We start from the raw sequence: 15556 nt of genomic DNA, 5'->3' as shown, positions 1-15556 counted from the left end.
GTACCGATGAGCCTGCCGATCCGTGCCGTGCCGCCCACCGGCGCCGCCCTCGCGCCCACCGACAGCCTGGTCGACGTCACCGGCGCCTGGCTGCGCAACCGGCGGCTGTCCGCGCACACCCGCGCGGCCTACCAGCGTGACGTCGACGCGTGGCTGCAGTGGTGCGCCCGCCGGAGCGTCGATCCGCTCGCCGCGTCGTTCCTGCACGTCAACGAGTACGCCCGCGAACTGGAGTCCACAGTGGATGCACGGTCGGGGCGTCCGCCCGCGGCGACGACGATCGCCCGGCGGCTGTCGGGCCTGTCGAGCTGGTACGACTTCCTGGTCCGGCTGCGCGCCGTCGACACCAACCCGGTCTCCGGCGCCGACCGGCCCCGCGTCGACCGCGACCACTCGCCGACGGTCGGGCTCACCGCCGCCGAGGTCGACGCCCTGCTGGCCGCGGCCGACGCGGAGGGCGGGCCGCAGGCCGCCCGGCACCGCGCGATGATCACCCTGCTGGCCGACCTGGGCTTGCGTGTCGGCGAGCTGACCGGCCTGGACGTCACCGATCTCGGCGTCGAACGCGGCCACCGCACCGTGCGGTTCGTCGGAAAGGGCGGCAAGCCCCGCCGGCGGGCCCTCGCCCCGGCCACCGCCGCGGTGCTCGACGCCTACCTCGCCGTGCGCCCCGGCCCACCCGACGGGCCGCTGTTCGTCACCGCCTCCGGCGCCCGCGTCGACCGGCACGCGGTGTTCCGGCTGGTCCGGCGGCTCGCCCGGGAAGCCGGGATCCCCGCGTGGGCCGACGTGTCACCGCACTCGCTGCGCCACGCCTTCGCCACCATCGCCCGCGGCGAGGGCGTGCCGCTCGAAGACGTCCAGGACGCGATGGGCCACGCCGACCCGCGCACGACCCGCCGCTACGACCGCGACCGGCACAACCTCGACCGCGACCCGACATTCGTGATCTCGGCCGCCCGGTCCCGGCGCGGCTGATCGGCCGGACGGCCGGTCACAGTACCCGCGGCGGCGTGTTGCCGGCGGCGACGATGGCCCGCCGCACCGGCACCGCGGCGAGCCCGGCGAACCCGACCACGAAGAACACCACCAGGGACACGATCGCCGCCCGGTAGCTGCCGGTCAGCTGGTAGGCCAGCCCGAACAGCAGCGGGCCGAGCCAACTGGTGCCCTTGTCGGAGATCTCGTAGATGCCGAAGTACTCGGCCTCTTTGCCGTTCGGGATGAGCTGGCTGAACAGCGACCGGCTCAGCGCCTGGCTGCCGCCGAGCACGATACCCAGCGGGACGGCCATCGCCACGAACGCCAGCGGACGGTGGGCCGGCAGCCCGTACGCCGCGACGAGCACCCCCGTCCACAGCACCAGGCTGGCGAGGATCGTCTTGCGCGCGCCGAACCGGCGAGCCAGCCGGCCCAGCGCCAGGGCCCCGGCGAACGCCAGGAACTGCACCAGCAGAACCGTCGAGACCTGGACGTTCTGGCTGAGCTTGAGCTGCTTGTCGGCGTACACGCTGGCCATCGCGATGACCGTCTGGATGCCGTCGTTGTAGATCAGGTAAGTGGCCAGGAAGAACAGCGTCAGTGGGAACGCCCTCAGCTCGCGCAGCGTGTGCCACAGCTGCCGGAACCCGTCGATGACCACCGGACCGCGGGCCTCACCGGCCACGGCCGGCCGGTTACGCAGCCGCATCAACGGCAACGTCGTGAACCCCGCCCACCACAGGCCGGCCGACACGATGCTCCACCGCGCGATCGTGGCCTTGCCCGCACCGCCCGGATCGATGGTGAGGGCGGCCAGGTTCAGCGCGAGCAGCAGACCACCACCGATGTAACCGATCGCCCAGCCGACGCTGGAGACCCGGTCGCGGTCGTCGGGGCCGGCCAGCTGCGGCAGGAACGAGTAGTACACGACGTTGCTGGCGCCGAACGCGACGTTGGCGACCAGGAACAGCACCGCGCCCAGCAGGTACCGGCCGCCGGTCACGAACATCATCGCCACCGTGGCCGCCGCCCCGAGGTACGCCAGCAGCGCCAGCAGCTCCTTCTTGCGCGAGCTACGGTCGGCGATCGCTCCGATCGTCGGCAGCACGAACACCTGCAGCAGCACCGACAACGACACGGTGTAGGCGAACAGCGACCCGGCGGCGACGGGTATGCCCAGCGGGTACACCCGGCCGTGCCCGTCGGCGGCGGCTTCCGCCACCGAGCCCAGGTACGGGCCGAGGAACACCGTCAGCACGGTGGTCGGGAACGCCGAGTTGGCCCAGTCGTAGAAGTACCAGCCGACGCGTTCGCGGCGCGTGCTCGGCTCCTGGCGCACGCCTGCGTCGGCGACCATCGGCGTCCTCATCTCGTCTCGGCGGGCCACAGCCCGCGGGCGCTGTACACCTCGCGCAGCACCTCGATGCGATCGGTCATGATGCCATCCACGCCCAGGTCGAGTAACTCGTGAATCCGGACGGGATCGTCGACCGTCCACACATGGACCTGCAGGCCGAGCCGGTGCGCGTGCGCCAGGAACCGCGGTGTGACCACCCGGATGCCGTTCTGGCTCACCGGAACCTGGGCGGCCACCACACCGGCGGGCAGCCGCCGCAGCCGGCCCAGCCGGGCGCCCGCCCACAGCCGTGCGACCTCCCGGGTACCCATCGACGTGGCGACCGCCGGCCCCAGCTCGCGGCGGATGCGCCGCAGCCGGGCGTCGGAGAACGACGCGAGCAGCACCCGGTCGTGCGCGTCGCCGCGGCGGATCACCTCCAGGGCCGGTCCGAGCGCCTGGTCGGACTTGACGTCGATGTTGAACCGTACCTGTGGCCACGAGTCGAGCAGGTCGTCGAGGCGCGGCACCGCCGATTCGCCGGCGATGCGCAGCGCCGCCAGGTCCGCCCAGCGCACGTCGGCGACCCGCCGCCGGTCGCCGGTCATCCGTGCGAGCGTCGGGTCGTGGAACACCACGGCCACACCGTCGCGGGTGGCGTGCACGTCCGTCTCGACGTACCGGTACCCGAGCGCGACGCAACGGGCGAACGCGGCGACGGTGTTCTCGTCGCCGCCGGCCGCCCCGCCGCGGTGCGCGAACGCCAGCGGGGTCGGCGCGTCCAGGTACGGGTGCGGGTGCGGGTGCCCAGCCATGGTGTGCATTGTGCCGGTCCCGCGCACCGGCGCCGAGCCCCGGTGTGCGGGACCGGCGCCGCACCGGACGACGGTGGGGGCCACGCACCGGGCGCGGCCCCCACCGTCGGGGCGAACGGGCGGCTAGAACGTGCCGTGCTTGGCGTTCGTGCCGTCGCCGGCGGTGTTGGGGTCGGGCCGCAGGACCGGCGCGCGGGTGGGGGCGGGGGACGGCGTGCTGCTGGCGGACGTACCCGCCGGCGGCGACCCGGCCGGGGCGCTGGGCGCCGGAACGCCGGTCGGGCGGGTCGATCGGCGGCTCGGGCCGGTCGGCATGCCGCTCGCGCCCGACGGGGTGCTCGGCGCGACCGTGGCGGCGCCGGCCGCCCCGGCGCGGGTCGGGCTCGCCGTGGCGCTCGCGCCGGCGCGGCCCCGGCCGGAGGTGCCGGTCCCGCCGCCGGTGGTCGGCTTCGCGGTGACCGTCCTGCCCTGGCCGAAGAAGAGGGCGTCGACCACGACGCCGTTGCGCTGGATCAGCGTCACCGGGCTGTTCATCCGCAGCAGGTTGCGGCAGCCGAGGTTGGCGAACGAGGTGTCGAGCCGGTTGGCCAGGAAGCTGAACAAATTGTTGGCGGCCGCCGGGTCCGGTGAGGTCACCCGGCTGAACAGGCCCCGGTCGGCCTGCAGCCGCTTCTGCTGAATGTCGATCATGTTCTGGCAGTACGTGGTCGCGAGGTTTCCCGCCTGGTCGAGCGGCGGCATGTCCACGCCCGCGCGGTACAGGTTCACCTTCGCCAGGCTGGTCCTGTTGTTGACCAGGACCATGGGGTCGTTCGGCGGCACCAGGGCGACCGGCGCGCCCTGCCCGGCCGCCGCCTGCAACTCGTTGAGCGCCAGCGACGTGACCATCGTGTTGTTGTCGGCCAGGTCGGGGGCCGTGAACGGGGTACAGCCGAGAGCTTTGTCGATGAACTGGTCGACCAGCAGGTTGTCGCTGGCGTTGACCTGGACCTTGCCGCGGCCACCCAGCCGGGCCCGGTTGGCGGCGGTGTTCTGCGCCGCCGTGTTGCCCACGACCAGGTACGTGGCGGTGACGTTGTCGCTCTGGTCCTGGTCGACCGCGCTGAAGTCGCGGGTGCTCGGACAGGCCTGCCCATCGGCGGCGGTGCCCAGCGGCGGCACGACGAGCTTGCCGGCCGCGATGGCGTCGTTCGCGGCCCGGAAGAACTCCGGCGCGTTGCAGTAGGCGTACTCGCCGAACACCGAGGTGCCCAGGCCGTTGACGCAGTGACCCGCCTTCAGGCTTCCGTTGGTGTCGCGCAGGGTCAGGTTGGTGCCGTTGAAGCCGAACCACAGGCCGACGACCGCGCCGGCCGGCAGCGTCGGCGTGACCGGCGTCGCGGCGGGGCGCTGGCGGTCGTCGACGACGAGCGGGTTGTACACCGACAGCTTGCCCGTGGCCGGGTCGAGCACCGTGCCCTGCACGAACGCCGCCTGGTTGGCGTTGGCCTCACGGCAGGGGCCCTGACGGGGGTTGGTGGCCACGAGCCGGTACGGCGTGGCCAGGCCTGCAGCGCTGAGAGGCTGGGGCGGCACGATCAACGTGCAGTTGGGGTTGGCCTGGTCGGAGTTGTTCTGGGCGGCGAGCGCCATCCGACCCCCGACCATCAGCGCGAGGGGGACGAGCAGGCTGACCGCGACGACGAGCACACGTCGTGGTTGGCGGCGTACACCTCGTCGCGCGGCGTCCCGGCCTGGCGATTCGTACCGCTGGTTATGCATGGACTGGCGCTGACCTTTCCTGTGGATCGTTTGCCGCGGTCACCGGTGGGTGGGCCCGCCGCCAGCGGGGGCGGCCGTGGGGGAGGCGCCGGCGCTGGGGGAGTCCGGCTGCCCGGTGGGCGCGGGTGCGGGCGGCGCGACCGGCAACCAGGTGTCCGGGAACTGTCCCGACTCCGGTGCCGGCGGGCGGTCGTCGAGGTAGCGGTACGGCGGGCAGGCGGTCACCACCGCGCATCCGCGCCCGCCTCCCGGCGCCGGGCCGGCGGAATCGCCGAGCAGGGCGGCGAGCGCCATGTGTGTACCCCAGGTGGACAGCGCCAGGGCGGCAGCGGCGCCGCAGAACACGGACACCCACCGACTGACGTTCGTCACAGGCCCGCCTCACCGACCGCAGCATGCGGAAGTCTCAGAATGGAAGTTGCAATCACGTTCCATCCCAGGATGCGGGGCGGCCAATTCGGGCGGGAGGGGCAAAATCCGATTTAAAGCGAAAGCTAAGGAAGCGCTTAATCCGAGTGACTTTGTCGCGTGGGTAGGTCGCCCCCCAGGGAGCACGTCGGCGCCAACCGCCCGGTCAGGACGTGCCGCGAAGCTCCGCCAGACGCGCCTCGACCTCCGCCAACTCCGCGCGCAGCCGCTCCGCCGTGGCTTCCGCCTCGGCCCGGTCCGCCGCCACGATCTCCTCGACGGCCTCCTGAACCCCCGGAACGTCGAGCATCCCCACCATCTTCAGCGCCTCCGCCGCCTTGATCAGATAGGGCTTGGCGAGCACCTTGCCGCCCTGATGCGCGGCGACCGTCCACTCGCCGTCGGCATAGGTCACCGTGACCGTCAGCGCCGACGGCTGCCTACCACGACCGGCCTTGCGAGCCGCCGCCTTCGCCGCCGGCCGGCCGGGCCGCGCACCACCCTCAGCCGCCGACCTACCCGCAGCCTGGGCCGTCCGGTCCCCACCGGCCGGCGCGGCAGCCGCGACCGGCGGGGGAGCAGCGGCAGGCTTGGCCACCGAAGGCTCCGCTGGTGGCAGCAACGGCGCACCGGGCGCGACGGGCGCCGTTGCCGGCGACCGGCTCGTCACCTTCGCAGCCCGCCGTGGCGCCGCGCCCTTGGGCGCCATCGCCAGATCCGTGGGGGAGAACGGCAGCTCGTCACGCCCGAACCGGACCACCACCCACTCCTCGCTGCGCTCCGGGTCGCCCAGCTCCACGACCTGGCCGTGCTGGCCGGCGATCTGCCCGGCAGCCTGAGTGAAGATCACCTTGGGCCGCCGACCCGCGGCAAGGGCGCCGCGGATGTGCGCCAACTCCTCCGGCGACAGCCCACGGGCATTGTTGCGTACGGCCATGGTCGAACCCTTCCCCACATGCCTTCGGTACATATGTTCTAGCAGCAGGGTCCGGCAGATCGGCGCGACGCCCTTCCGTACGTCAGCTCCCACCGGCACGCGAAGGTCGACGGCACCGGCACCCGCTGCGCCGACACCGCCGACCAGAACGTTCACGTAGTCCCCGGCCGCTAAGCGGTGGCCATCACCCGCTGGTTCATCTCGTGGCTGATCCGCTTCAGCCGGCCGACGCTCTCTTCCTTCATGACCAGGTTGCTCGCCAGGATCTGGGCACACTGCGTCTGTCCCATGGAGGTGGCCTTGTCGACCAGGCCGGCGTAGGCGCCACTCCCGTACGCCGAGAGCTTCATCATGGTGCCCACGGCGAACATCTCGAGGCACTCCGGTGAGGGCTGCTGGCTCATGAACTGCTGAGCCTCCGCCCGCACCCCGTCGACCATCAGACAGGGAACGTCACTGGGCCGGCCACCGAGAGCCTGGAAACACGACTCCAGGTTCTTGATCCTCTGCTGACCCTCCTGCTGCTCCGCACGGAACATCTGCTGCACGTTTCCGTTCCGGATCTGGCCGGCGATCTCGCCCTTCCACGCGGCGGTCTTCTTCTCCGCGTCGAGCACGCCGGACATCTCGTAGAGCAACAGGTCCTTGGGATTGCTGATTGCCATCAGGCTCCTCCTGATCACGTCGAGTGGAGCGGACCTCGGGCCGACTACCCCTGCCGACGTCACCTAGTCCCACACCTCACCGCGAAACCGCCCATATAGGACAAATTCGATATAGTGTCGCGAAGGCGTGGCCACATGGGGGAGACCCACCACGAAAGCCGGGCATGCCGGTCGGTGACGACGGACCCGGCCAGCCGATCCACAAGCGATCACGCCGACGGCCGACTTGGGTGCCGGCGCGCCGGGCGTCCCGGCGGTGCGCCACGGTAACGCGCGTCCAGCGCCGACGTCAGCGAGCGGATGCCGACCGTACGCGCGTGACGCGACGCGACCGTCGGCATCGGTACGACGTACCGCACGAAAGCTCCGGTCTGTCGCGGGGCGGAGACAGGCCCTTGACGAGTGCGGATCCAGGACGGTAATAGTTGGTCGATAATGCACATTATGTCAAGCTGAGTGGGTGAAGGCTCGGAGAGGGGCTTCCCTGGGGCACCCCGGCCCCTCGTGACGTCGGCACGACACACAGGAGAAATGGCCCACGCGCGCCACGGACACGGCACGCCGGATGCTCGTGACGCGGCGCCCTGTGGCGGCCCGCACAGACAGCGTCCGCAGCCCCCGGATTCGTCTATCGGCGCTGAACCGTCGCCGCACCCGACCTTCGTCGACGCTCCGTCGCGCGCCCCGTTGTGCCAGCGTGCCCGCTCGTCGACGCGGACGCTTCTCGAGGCGGACGCGAGAGGCGCGTCGCAAGCGCCGGTCCGACCGTCGGGCAACCCCTCTTCCCGTCCATCGACGAGTACCGGTAAATCATGCATAATATTCCTTATGCAGGACAAAGAGGACGAACGCGTTCTGGCGCTGATCGAAGAGTTTCTGGCCGCCCGCGCGGCGCGTAAACCCTCTCCGCACACCCTTCAGGCGTACCGGCGTGATCTGGTGGCCGTCGCCGGGCTGGTCGCGGAGGCCGCTCCCCTCCCCCTCGCCACGCTGCCGATCTCCGCGCTCACGACCCGGGCGCTGCGCACCGCCTTCGCGACGTTCGCCACTCCCCGCGCCCCCGCCTCGGTCTACCGTGCCTGGTCGACGTGGAACAACTTCTTCACGTTTCTGGTGGCTGACGGTGTCGTGGCCGGGAATCCGATGTCGGCGGTGGACCGGCCGAGCGCCCCTGTCCCCCTGCCGAAGCCGCTGCGTGGTGAGGACACTCCGGAGCGGTTGTTGACGGCGGTGGCGCGCGACGACCGGCGTCAGCGCCATCCGTGGCCGGAGCGCGACGTGGCGGTGCTGGCGTTGGCGTTGTGCGCGGGGCTGCGGCTGTCGGAGCTGCTGGCGCTGCGGGTGGGTTCGTTCACCGGCCGGCCGCGGGAGCGCCGGGTGGAGGTTGCCGGTAAGGGTGGTCGGCCTCGGGTGGTGCCGGTCGAGCCCGAGCTGGATGCGGTGCTGGAGCGCTATCTGGACAGCCGGCGGCGGCGGTTCGGCGCCCATACGGTGCGGACGGACTCGGCGCTGCTGGTCGACCGGCACGGTGAGCCGTTGCGCCGCGGTGGGCTGCAGTACCTGGTGGAGTCGTGTTACCGGCGGGCCGGGATCACCGACCGGGTGCCGCGGGGTGCGCAGTTGCACGCGTTGCGGCACACGTTCGCGACCCGGTTGGCCGAGGACGGGGCGACGGCGTCGGAGATCATGTGGCTGCTGGGGCACGCGAGCCTGGCGACGAGCCAGAACTACATCGACGTGACGGCGGGTCAGCAGCGGGCGGCGGTGCGCGCCAACCGCACCAACCGGGCGTTGGGGACGTTGCTGGGTGGTGCGCAGGCCCCGGCGGACGAGGCGTGACGGACGCGGGCTGGGGTGATCGGTTGGCCGTACTGGTCAGTGGTGCCGCCGGCCGGCGCCCGTTGACGGATGGTGCTTGTTGCGGTGAGGACTGTGTCCCACGTGGCGAATGCGATGGCGTAGTTGGCCGAAGTACCCGGCGCGGGCGATGACCACGAGCACGACCGCGGCAAGGACCGCGAGGTAGATCAGCCCGTGCCAGGCTGGCCCGCACTTGTGTGTGCACGGCACGCCGTAGGCGATCGGCAGGGCCGTCATGTGCTTAGCCTATCTGGCGGTGCGCGAGGGCCGGTCAGACGGGAACGGGCTCGCGTACGGTGTCGTCTTCGTCGAGGCGCCAGTGCAGGTCCTGGATGCCGGGTTCCAGGGACAGGCGGGCGATGGCGGGCTCCAGGGCTTGGGCGGTGTCGCCGCTGACGGTGACGGTGGCACGCAGGCTGACGGCTTCGGTCTGCCCGCGCTGTGCGCGCAGACCGGTTGGGGTCAGGCCGCTGGCTGCCAGCGACTGCAGGAGCAGGGCGCGGATGTGCGGCTCGTCGCCGCGTTCGCAGACCAGGTGGATGGTGGCGGCCTGGGTGGTGTCCGGGTCGGAGCCGGCCGACGGTGCGCGGTCGAGCAGGCGTCCGGCGGGGCGCAGGACGAGGTGAACGGCGAGGACGGTGGCGGTGCCGAGGAGGGCGAACGTGGTCTTGCCGGTGGCCGACAGCACGCCGACGGCCGCGGAGCACCACAGGGTGGCGGCGGTGTTGAGCCCGCGGACCCCGCCGCGGTCGCGCAGGATGACGCCGCCGCCGAGGAAGCCGATGCCGGACACGACGTAGGAGGCGACCCGGGTGGGGCTGGCCGGGTCGCTGGTCGCCACGCTGTACAGCACGAACAGCGTGGCGCCCGTGGCGACGAGGGCGTTGGTGCGCAGGCCCGCCATGCGGGCGCGCCACTGCCGCTCAATGCCGATGAGGGCACCACAGGCCACGCCTGTGGCCAGCCGGGTCAGGAACTCGAGGGTGGTCAGTGCGTGCACGGGGCACCTCCTTCGGGCGGCAGTGCGGCAGCGGTTTGGACAAGAATGCGCGGCTTTCCGGCGTGCGGCGACTGGCTTGCTGGCGGCGTGCCTGGTCTGGGGATCGTCGGGCCGTTCCCGGAGTTTCGGCGCCCCCGGGAGTGGTCAGCGGCCGAGCGCCACCTGGACGATCTTGATGATCACCAGAACCGTCGCGATGACCAGGTAGGTGCGCAGCGCGCCCATGCCGATCTTGTAGGAGGTCGACATGACCGGCTTGGTCAGCGTCTCCAGCGGGGGCATCCGCCAGGTGTCGCGCCCGGTGCGGTCGATCGGGTCTTCGACGGTGCCGGAGCGGCGGCGGGTGAACGCGTACCCGGCGACGATCACCCCGGCGACCCCGCAGGCGGCCATGATCTGCAGGATGGCGGTCGCCGAGATGTTGGGGAACAGCACGGCGGCGGTCAGGATTACCGACAGGGTGACCAGGACCCCGATCACGGCGGCGGTGAAGGCGTTGGTGCGTGGCCCGTTCACCCACGGGCCGAGCACGGCCCGGTCGTTGCACAGCAGCAGCAGGAACACCGACGCAGAGGGCAGCAGCACCCCGGCGAGGGTCTGCACGCCCTCGGTGAGCAGGCCGAGCGGGGAGCCGGGCAGGAGCACGATGGCGGCCGCCGCGGCGACGAGTCCGGCGTAGACGGCGTAGAAGCCCTTGGCTCCGGACACGCCACGGTGCAGGGAGTGCTTGAGACCGAGCACGTCGCCGATGGCGTACGCGGTGGACAGCGAGACCGCGAACGCGCCAATGATCGAGGCGTCGAGCAGCGCGATCGCGAACAGCACCCCGGCCACCGTGCCGGCCTTGGCCTGCAGCCCGGCGGCGATTCCGGCGGCGTCGGTGAAGTGGGCGAACCCGTGCGTGCCGGCGAAGGCCGCCGCGGTGAAGCCCATCATCGCGGCCGCCCCGACGACGACCACGACGATGCCGAGCCACAGGTCGGCCTTCTCGTAGCGCATGAACCACGGGGTGATCCGCTTGTCGATCACGTACGACTGCTGGAAGAACAGCTGCCAGGGTGCCACCGTCGTGCCCACGATGCCGATGACCAGCAGCATCACCGTGGCCAGCTGACCGGATCCGCCGGGCAGGGACGGCACGACGAAGTCACGGGCCATCCGGGAGGCCGCGGGGTGGACCATGACGTAGATCGGCACCAGCAGCAGCGACGCCGCGCACAGCGTGATGGCCACCCGTTCGAAGCGGCGGAACGATCCGGTGAACGCCGACGCGACGATGATCACGGCGGCCAGCACGACGGAGGCGACCTTCGGCAGGCCCAGGTAGCCGCTGGCCAGGGTGATCCCGATGAACTCCGTCACCAGTGTCAGGGCGTTGAGCAGGAACAGGTCGATCACGCTGAACGCGCCCCAGAACGTGCCGAACCGCTCCAGGATCAGCCGGGCGTGCCCGACCCCGGTCACGGCGCCGAGCCGCAGCACCATCTCCTGGTTGACATACAGCACGGGTACGAGCAGCAGCAGCGTCCACAGCAGCCGGGTGCCGTAGTCCTGCCCGGCCTGCCCGTAGGTGGCGAAGGCGCCCGCGTCGTTGTCGCCGACCATCACGATCAGCCCGGGGCCGATGATCGCCAGCAGTGTCTTCAGTTTCGCCGACAGTCCGTTGCGGGCTGCGGTGTCGCCCAGGCGGATGGTGCCAAGCGCGCCGTGGATGTCGCCGAGGTGCGCCTCGTCGAGCACCGCGGTCGCGCGCGGCGCCGGCGCCTGGAACTGGATCGTGTCGCTCATGGTGGCCTCCCAGCGCCCCTAGCGGGGCCAGGTGTTGGAAGGCACGCAGCCACCATTCCCCCTGCGTGAACGCACAGGGGCCCGTCAACCGGCCACGATCATGGCGTGGACGTGGGCGCGGCCGGACGCCGCGCAGGAGAGGTGGTTACCGCGCGCCGGAAGAATACGAGGACAGGCGGACAACGGGCCGTCTATGGCCCGGACTACTACTGCAATCCATGTCTCTCGCCTCCTTCCGGCCGGGACGCGCATGAACTCGCGCCCATCTCGACTCGGCAAGGAGCGGACCGGCCCGCCGATGCGGCCGGTTCACCCCAACTCGTCAGAGCTTTGGCACTTCACGGCGTGATCCCCTCGCAGGGGAAGCCACTTGGGGTCACCCCTTAGGCCGGGGAGACCTGTCCTGATCCGGAGCGTCTCTCGACGGGTGGGATCAGTGGCCTGTGTCCGTGAAGACGCCTCACCGAACGAGGTGCCCTCTTCAAAACCGTAGACAAGGCTAGCCCTCCCTCGCGCACACCCGCAACCGCGGGTGCAGGCGGGAGCGGTGAGACACCGCACCTTCGACTCGGCTTACGTCGTGCCGAGCGGCAGCCGGCTGGTCATGTCGAGCCTGACCTGGCCGTACGGGGCGAGGTGTGTCCAACACAGCGGGGTCGGCCCGCATAGGTCGGGGTTCGGCCGGCGGTCAGCAGCCGCGGAACCGGTGTCGTCGCCGTGTGAGGCGTCAGCCAAGGGCTGGTAACAGGGCGGTCAGCGTGTCGACGGTGTGGGTGGCGGCCAGGTGTGCCGGTAGGCGGCGGCCGTCGCGGCTGACGAAGGCCGTGTCGATACCCACCTGGCTGGCTCCGGCGATGTCCGAGGATGGGGAGTCGCCGACATGGATGACGTCGGCGGCGGTCAGGCCCAGCCGTTGCAACGCCAACTGGAACGGTTCGGGACGCGGTTTGTAGGCCCGGGCGTCCTCGCTGGTCACCAGGGTGTCCACGGTGATCTGGTGGAGAGCCAGGACGGCTTCCAGGTCGTCGCGATCGGCGTCGGAAACCAGGCAGACCGGGACGTCGACGGCGGCCAGGAAGGGACGGCTGTCGGGAAACAGTGGCGGGCGGCGCCAGAACTCCATCTGCCGTCGACATATCTGGCGGGCGTCGACGCGTACCCCGAAGTGGGCTGCGGTGTCGGTGAGGCTGCTGAGGTTCAGTTCCGCCAGGTGGCGGAAGTCGGGACCGTGAGCGGCATCGGCCATGGCGCAGATACGCGTGTACCACTCTTGTGCGACGACGTCGGGGGTGACCGCGGCCAGGTCGGCGACCACGGTGGCGGCTTCGTCGACCTGTGTGTCGTCGTCGTGCACGAGGGTGCCGTATAGGTCCAGCAGTATCGCCCGGTACACGCCGACGATGCTAGGTCGGACCGTGACGCGCCGGGCGGGCGGGTCGATCGACCCACGTCGACGTCACGGCCGCGGCTCGCCGGAGGGCAGTCCCCCGGGCGTTCGGTTGGCACGTTTGAGACTTGGTGCGGCTAACCCCGGGTTTCGCGGCAGAATGTCCCGGAAAGTCGCAAATAGAGGCGTTACGCTGCCGGGGTGACGACGATCCCCCGACCCGACGGCAGGCTGCGCGCGACCGGTCTGGCGCAGGCGGCCGGGATTTCGGTCCAGCAGGTGCGCAACTACGTCGAGCTGGGCATCCTCCCGCCGACGGCCCGCACGGCGAGCGGCTACCGCATCTTCACCGACGACCATGCGGCGGCGTTGACGGTGGCGCGCCGGCTGGCCGACGGGCACGGCTGGACCCGTACCCGTCAGATCATGCGTGCCGTCCACGACGGCGACCTCGACACCGTCCTGGCGGTGCTCGACGCCAGCCACGCCGAGGCGGGCCGGGATCGGAGCCTGCCGCGGCTGCGCGCCGCCGCGGCCCTGTACGCCTATCTCCGGCGACGCAAGCTGATCGAGGCGTGACGCGATGGTGTGACTGACGTGACGGTGGACGCTGCCCGGCGGCCGGGACGGGCGGCCGTACGGTCGGAGCATGAAAGACGTGATCAACGACGCGGTGGCCGCCGTCATGGGTGGTCTGGGCGCGGACGGTCCGGGCGCGCTGGAGATCAGCGGGGATGCGCCGGTGCTGGCGTCGGCGTACCAGGTGGACGCCGCGGCTGCGGCCGCCGTGGCGGCGACGACGCTGACGGCCGGGCGGCTGTGGCACGCCCGTGGCGGGCCGGCGCCGCGGGCGTACGTGGATGTGCGGCATGCGGCGCTGGCGTTCCGCAGCGAGCGGTATCTGCGTATCGACGGCGAGGCGCCGCCGGTGTGGGCGGATCTGTCGGGCGACTACCGGGCCGCTGACGGGTGGGTGCGTCTGCACGCGAACTATCCGGCCCACCGGGACGCGATCGTGCGGGCGCTCGACGTGCCTGCGGAGCGCGCGCGGGTGGCGGAGGCGGTGGCCGGCCGGGCCGCGGCGGCGGTCGAGGAGGCGGTGGCGGCCGCGGGTGGCGCCGCCGCGGCGCTGCGGACCCCGGCCGAGTGGGCGGCCCACCCGCAGGGCACCGCGGTCGCCGGGCTGCCGCTGGTGGAGTTCGAACGGGTGGGCGATTGCCCGGCGAGGCCGCTGCCGGCGGCCGACCGGCCGCTGGGCGGGGTGCGGGTGCTGGACCTGACGCGCGTGATCGCGGGGCCGGTGGCGGGGCGGACCCTTGCCGCGTACGGCGCGGACGTGCTGCGGGTGGGCGCGGACCACCTGGCGCTGGTGCCGGCGTTGGTGGTCGACACGGGGTTCGGCAAGCGGTTCACTCATGTGGACCTGCGTACGGAGGCGGGGCGGGAGGCGCTGCGTGCGCTGATCCGCGGCGCGGACGTGCTGGTGCAGGCGTTCCGGCCGGGGGCCCTGGACGCGCTGGGGTTCGGCCCGGCCGAGTGTGCGGCGCTGCGGCCGGGCCTGGTGTACGTGTCGGTCAGCGCCTGGGGGCAGGTCGGTCCGTGGCGGCAGCGGCGCGGGTTCGACAGCCTCGTGCAGTTGGCGACCGGGATCGCCTGGTCGCCGGCGGGGCGGCCGGTGGCGTTGCCGGCGCAGACGCTCGACCACGGTACGGGGTGGCTGGCGGCTCTCGCCGCGATGGAGGGGCTGCGCCGGCGGCACGTGTCGGGTGGTTCGTGGCACGCGCGGTTGTCGCTGGCCCGGACGGCACGCTGGCTGGACGGGCTGGGCCGGGTGGGCGCGGCGGAGCCGCCGGCCGAGCCGGCCTTCCCGCAGGACCTGGTGTCGCGGATGGACAGTGCGTTCGGCGTGCTCGACTACCTGCGGCCGCCGGGCGCGCTGGACGGGTACGTGCCGGGGTGGGTCACTCCCCCGCACCGGCCGGGCGCGGATCCGGCCGCCTGGTGACGGTCGCGGCGGGGTGCGCGGGCCGCACCCCGCCGCCGTGGCCGGTCAGGCCGGTACGGAGATGCCGACGCCGCCGCGGGTGTCGGCGCCGTAGCGGGCCTTCTCGGCGGCCAGGTCGAGGGGCCGTGGCGCGGGTCCGGCGGTGCGGGCGGCGTCGTCGAGCAGGTGGGCGGGGATGATCCAGACGACTTCGAATTCGAGGCCGTCGGGGTCCTTGGCGTACAGGCTCTTGGTGGTGCCGTGGTCGGAGGCGCCGACGAGGGCACCGGCGTCGGCGAGGACCCCGGCGAGGCGTTCGAGTTCGGCGAGGGTGTCGACCTCCCAGGCGAGGTGGTACAGGCCGACGCGGCCGCGGCCGGCGCCGGAGTCGGCCGCCGCCCCGCCGATTGCGAACAGGCCGAGGTCGTGGTCGTTGGTGGAGCCGGGCGCCTGCAGGAACGCGGCTCCGGGGAACGACATGACGGTACGGAAGCCGAGGGCGTCGCGGTAGAAGGCGACGCTGCGGTCGACGTCGCGGACGTACAGGACGGCGTGGTTGAGGCGGTGGACGGGCATCGCTGTCTCCTCAGTAGTGCAACGTTCAATCACCGTAGCAACTTAGTTGAGCCCTCAA

The 15556-nt window shown here is 72.0% G+C and carries 15 protein-coding genes and 1 riboswitch; of the genes, 4 read left to right on the top strand and 11 right to left on the bottom strand.

Annotated elements, in window-relative coordinates; translation table 11 throughout:
* Positions 1-6 precede the first annotated feature (6 nt).
* Positions 7-978, top strand: coding sequence for a tyrosine-type recombinase/integrase (locus HC031_RS20720; protein ID WP_167927030.1), 972 nt, complete (start codon positions 7-9; stop codon positions 976-978).
* A 16-nt stretch (positions 979-994) separates the two neighbouring features.
* Here the strand turns inward: HC031_RS20720 and HC031_RS20715 are convergent, their stop codons facing one another.
* The 6 genes from HC031_RS20715 to HC031_RS20690 all read right to left on the bottom strand — a co-directional run bounded on the left by HC031_RS20715 (position 995) and on the right by HC031_RS20690 (position 6903).
* Positions 995-2338 (bottom strand): MFS transporter, encoded by a 1344-nt coding sequence (locus tag HC031_RS20715; protein ID WP_240942750.1) that lies wholly within the window; start codon positions 2336-2338, stop codon positions 995-997.
* Positions 2339-2346: 8 nt separating this feature from the next.
* Positions 2347-3132, bottom strand: coding sequence for a glycerophosphodiester phosphodiesterase family protein (locus HC031_RS20710; RefSeq protein ID WP_167927028.1), 786 nt, complete (start codon positions 3130-3132; stop codon positions 2347-2349).
* Positions 3133-3255: 123 nt separating this feature from the next.
* Positions 3256-4821, bottom strand: coding sequence for a hypothetical protein (locus tag HC031_RS20705; protein ID WP_205863014.1), 1566 nt, complete (start codon positions 4819-4821; stop codon positions 3256-3258).
* A gap of 111 nt (positions 4822-4932) precedes the next feature.
* Positions 4933-5265 (bottom strand): hypothetical protein, encoded by a 333-nt coding sequence (locus tag HC031_RS20700; RefSeq protein ID WP_167927027.1) that lies wholly within the window; start codon positions 5263-5265, stop codon positions 4933-4935.
* A gap of 202 nt (positions 5266-5467) precedes the next feature.
* The gene (locus HC031_RS20695; RefSeq protein ID WP_167927026.1) at positions 5468-6238 is read right to left on the bottom strand and encodes a hypothetical protein; all 771 of its coding nucleotides are present in this window, start codon (positions 6236-6238) and stop codon (positions 5468-5470) included.
* Between the two features lie 170 nt (positions 6239-6408).
* Positions 6409-6903 (bottom strand): YciE/YciF ferroxidase family protein, encoded by a 495-nt coding sequence (locus HC031_RS20690; protein ID WP_167927025.1) that lies wholly within the window; start codon positions 6901-6903, stop codon positions 6409-6411.
* Positions 6904-7731: 828 nt separating this feature from the next.
* On the opposite strand from HC031_RS20690, the gene HC031_RS20685 reads away from it, so the two are divergent.
* On the top strand, positions 7732-8742 hold the full coding sequence (locus HC031_RS20685) for a tyrosine-type recombinase/integrase (protein ID WP_167927024.1): 1011 nt from the start codon (positions 7732-7734) through the stop codon (positions 8740-8742).
* Positions 8743-8778: 36 nt separating this feature from the next.
* On the opposite strand, the gene HC031_RS20680 is transcribed toward HC031_RS20685, so the two are convergent.
* From HC031_RS20680 to HC031_RS20665, 4 genes are all read right to left on the bottom strand, one after another.
* Positions 8779-9000: a hypothetical protein gene (locus HC031_RS20680; RefSeq protein ID WP_167927023.1), complete on the bottom strand. Its 222-nt coding sequence runs from the start codon at positions 8998-9000 to the stop codon at positions 8779-8781.
* A 34-nt stretch (positions 9001-9034) separates the two neighbouring features.
* Complete coding sequence (locus HC031_RS20675; RefSeq protein WP_167927022.1) at positions 9035-9763, bottom strand: MgtC/SapB family protein; 729 nt, start codon at positions 9761-9763, stop codon at positions 9035-9037.
* A 144-nt stretch (positions 9764-9907) separates the two neighbouring features.
* Positions 9908-11551: an NRAMP family divalent metal transporter gene (locus tag HC031_RS20670; protein ID WP_167927021.1), complete on the bottom strand. Its 1644-nt coding sequence runs from the start codon at positions 11549-11551 to the stop codon at positions 9908-9910.
* A gap of 306 nt (positions 11552-11857) precedes the next feature.
* A riboswitch (M-box (ykoK) riboswitch) is annotated at positions 11858-12030 on the bottom strand.
* 248 nt (positions 12031-12278) lie between these two features.
* A complete protein-coding gene (locus tag HC031_RS20665) occupies positions 12279-12944 on the bottom strand; it encodes an HAD-IA family hydrolase (protein ID WP_167927020.1) in 666 nt (221 codons plus the stop codon).
* Positions 12945-13139: 195 nt separating this feature from the next.
* Between HC031_RS20665 and HC031_RS20660 the strand changes: the two genes are divergently transcribed.
* Positions 13140-13517 carry a MerR family DNA-binding transcriptional regulator gene (locus tag HC031_RS20660; protein WP_167927019.1) on the top strand — a complete coding sequence of 126 codons (378 nt, stop codon included), beginning with the start codon at positions 13140-13142 and terminating at the stop codon, positions 13515-13517.
* Positions 13518-13587: 70 nt separating this feature from the next.
* Entirely contained in the window at positions 13588-14943 is a 1356-nt protein-coding gene (locus HC031_RS33985) for a CoA transferase (protein WP_277349749.1), read from the top strand.
* Positions 14944-14988: 45 nt separating this feature from the next.
* On the opposite strand, the gene HC031_RS20650 is transcribed toward HC031_RS33985, so the two are convergent.
* On the bottom strand, positions 14989-15498 hold the full coding sequence (locus HC031_RS20650) for a VOC family protein (protein ID WP_167927018.1): 510 nt from the start codon (positions 15496-15498) through the stop codon (positions 14989-14991).
* Positions 15499-15556: the final 58 nt, after the last annotated feature.

The sequence above is a fragment of the Planosporangium thailandense genome (assembly GCF_011947195.1).
Classification (GTDB): domain Bacteria; phylum Actinomycetota; class Actinomycetes; order Mycobacteriales; family Micromonosporaceae; genus Planosporangium; species Planosporangium thailandense.
The sequence above is the reverse complement of the archived record's forward strand: the minus strand, read 5'-3'. Positions and strand labels throughout refer to the sequence as shown.

Excerpts from the sequence above, each read along its gene's own strand:
- HC031_RS20720 (WP_167927030.1), top strand. The coding sequence starts at position 7 with ATGAGCCTGCCGATCCGTGCCGTGCCGCCCACCGGCGCCGCCCTCGCG.
- HC031_RS20715 (WP_240942750.1), bottom strand. The coding sequence starts at position 2,338 with ATGGTCGCCGACGCAGGCGTGCGCCAGGAGCCGAGCACGCGCCGCGAA.
- HC031_RS20710 (WP_167927028.1), bottom strand. The coding sequence starts at position 3,132 with ATGGCTGGGCACCCGCACCCGCACCCGTACCTGGACGCGCCGACCCCG.
- HC031_RS20695 (WP_167927026.1), bottom strand. The coding sequence starts at position 6,238 with ATGGCCGTACGCAACAATGCCCGTGGGCTGTCGCCGGAGGAGTTGGCG.
- HC031_RS20690 (WP_167927025.1), bottom strand. The coding sequence starts at position 6,903 with ATGGCAATCAGCAATCCCAAGGACCTGTTGCTCTACGAGATGTCCGGC.
- HC031_RS20685 (WP_167927024.1), top strand. The coding sequence starts at position 7,732 with ATGCAGGACAAAGAGGACGAACGCGTTCTGGCGCTGATCGAAGAGTTT.
- HC031_RS20680 (WP_167927023.1), bottom strand. The coding sequence starts at position 9,000 with ATGACGGCCCTGCCGATCGCCTACGGCGTGCCGTGCACACACAAGTGC.
- HC031_RS20670 (WP_167927021.1), bottom strand. The coding sequence starts at position 11,551 with ATGAGCGACACGATCCAGTTCCAGGCGCCGGCGCCGCGCGCGACCGCG.
- HC031_RS33985 (WP_277349749.1), top strand. The coding sequence starts at position 13,588 with ATGAAAGACGTGATCAACGACGCGGTGGCCGCCGTCATGGGTGGTCTG.
- HC031_RS20650 (WP_167927018.1), bottom strand. The coding sequence starts at position 15,498 with ATGCCCGTCCACCGCCTCAACCACGCCGTCCTGTACGTCCGCGACGTC.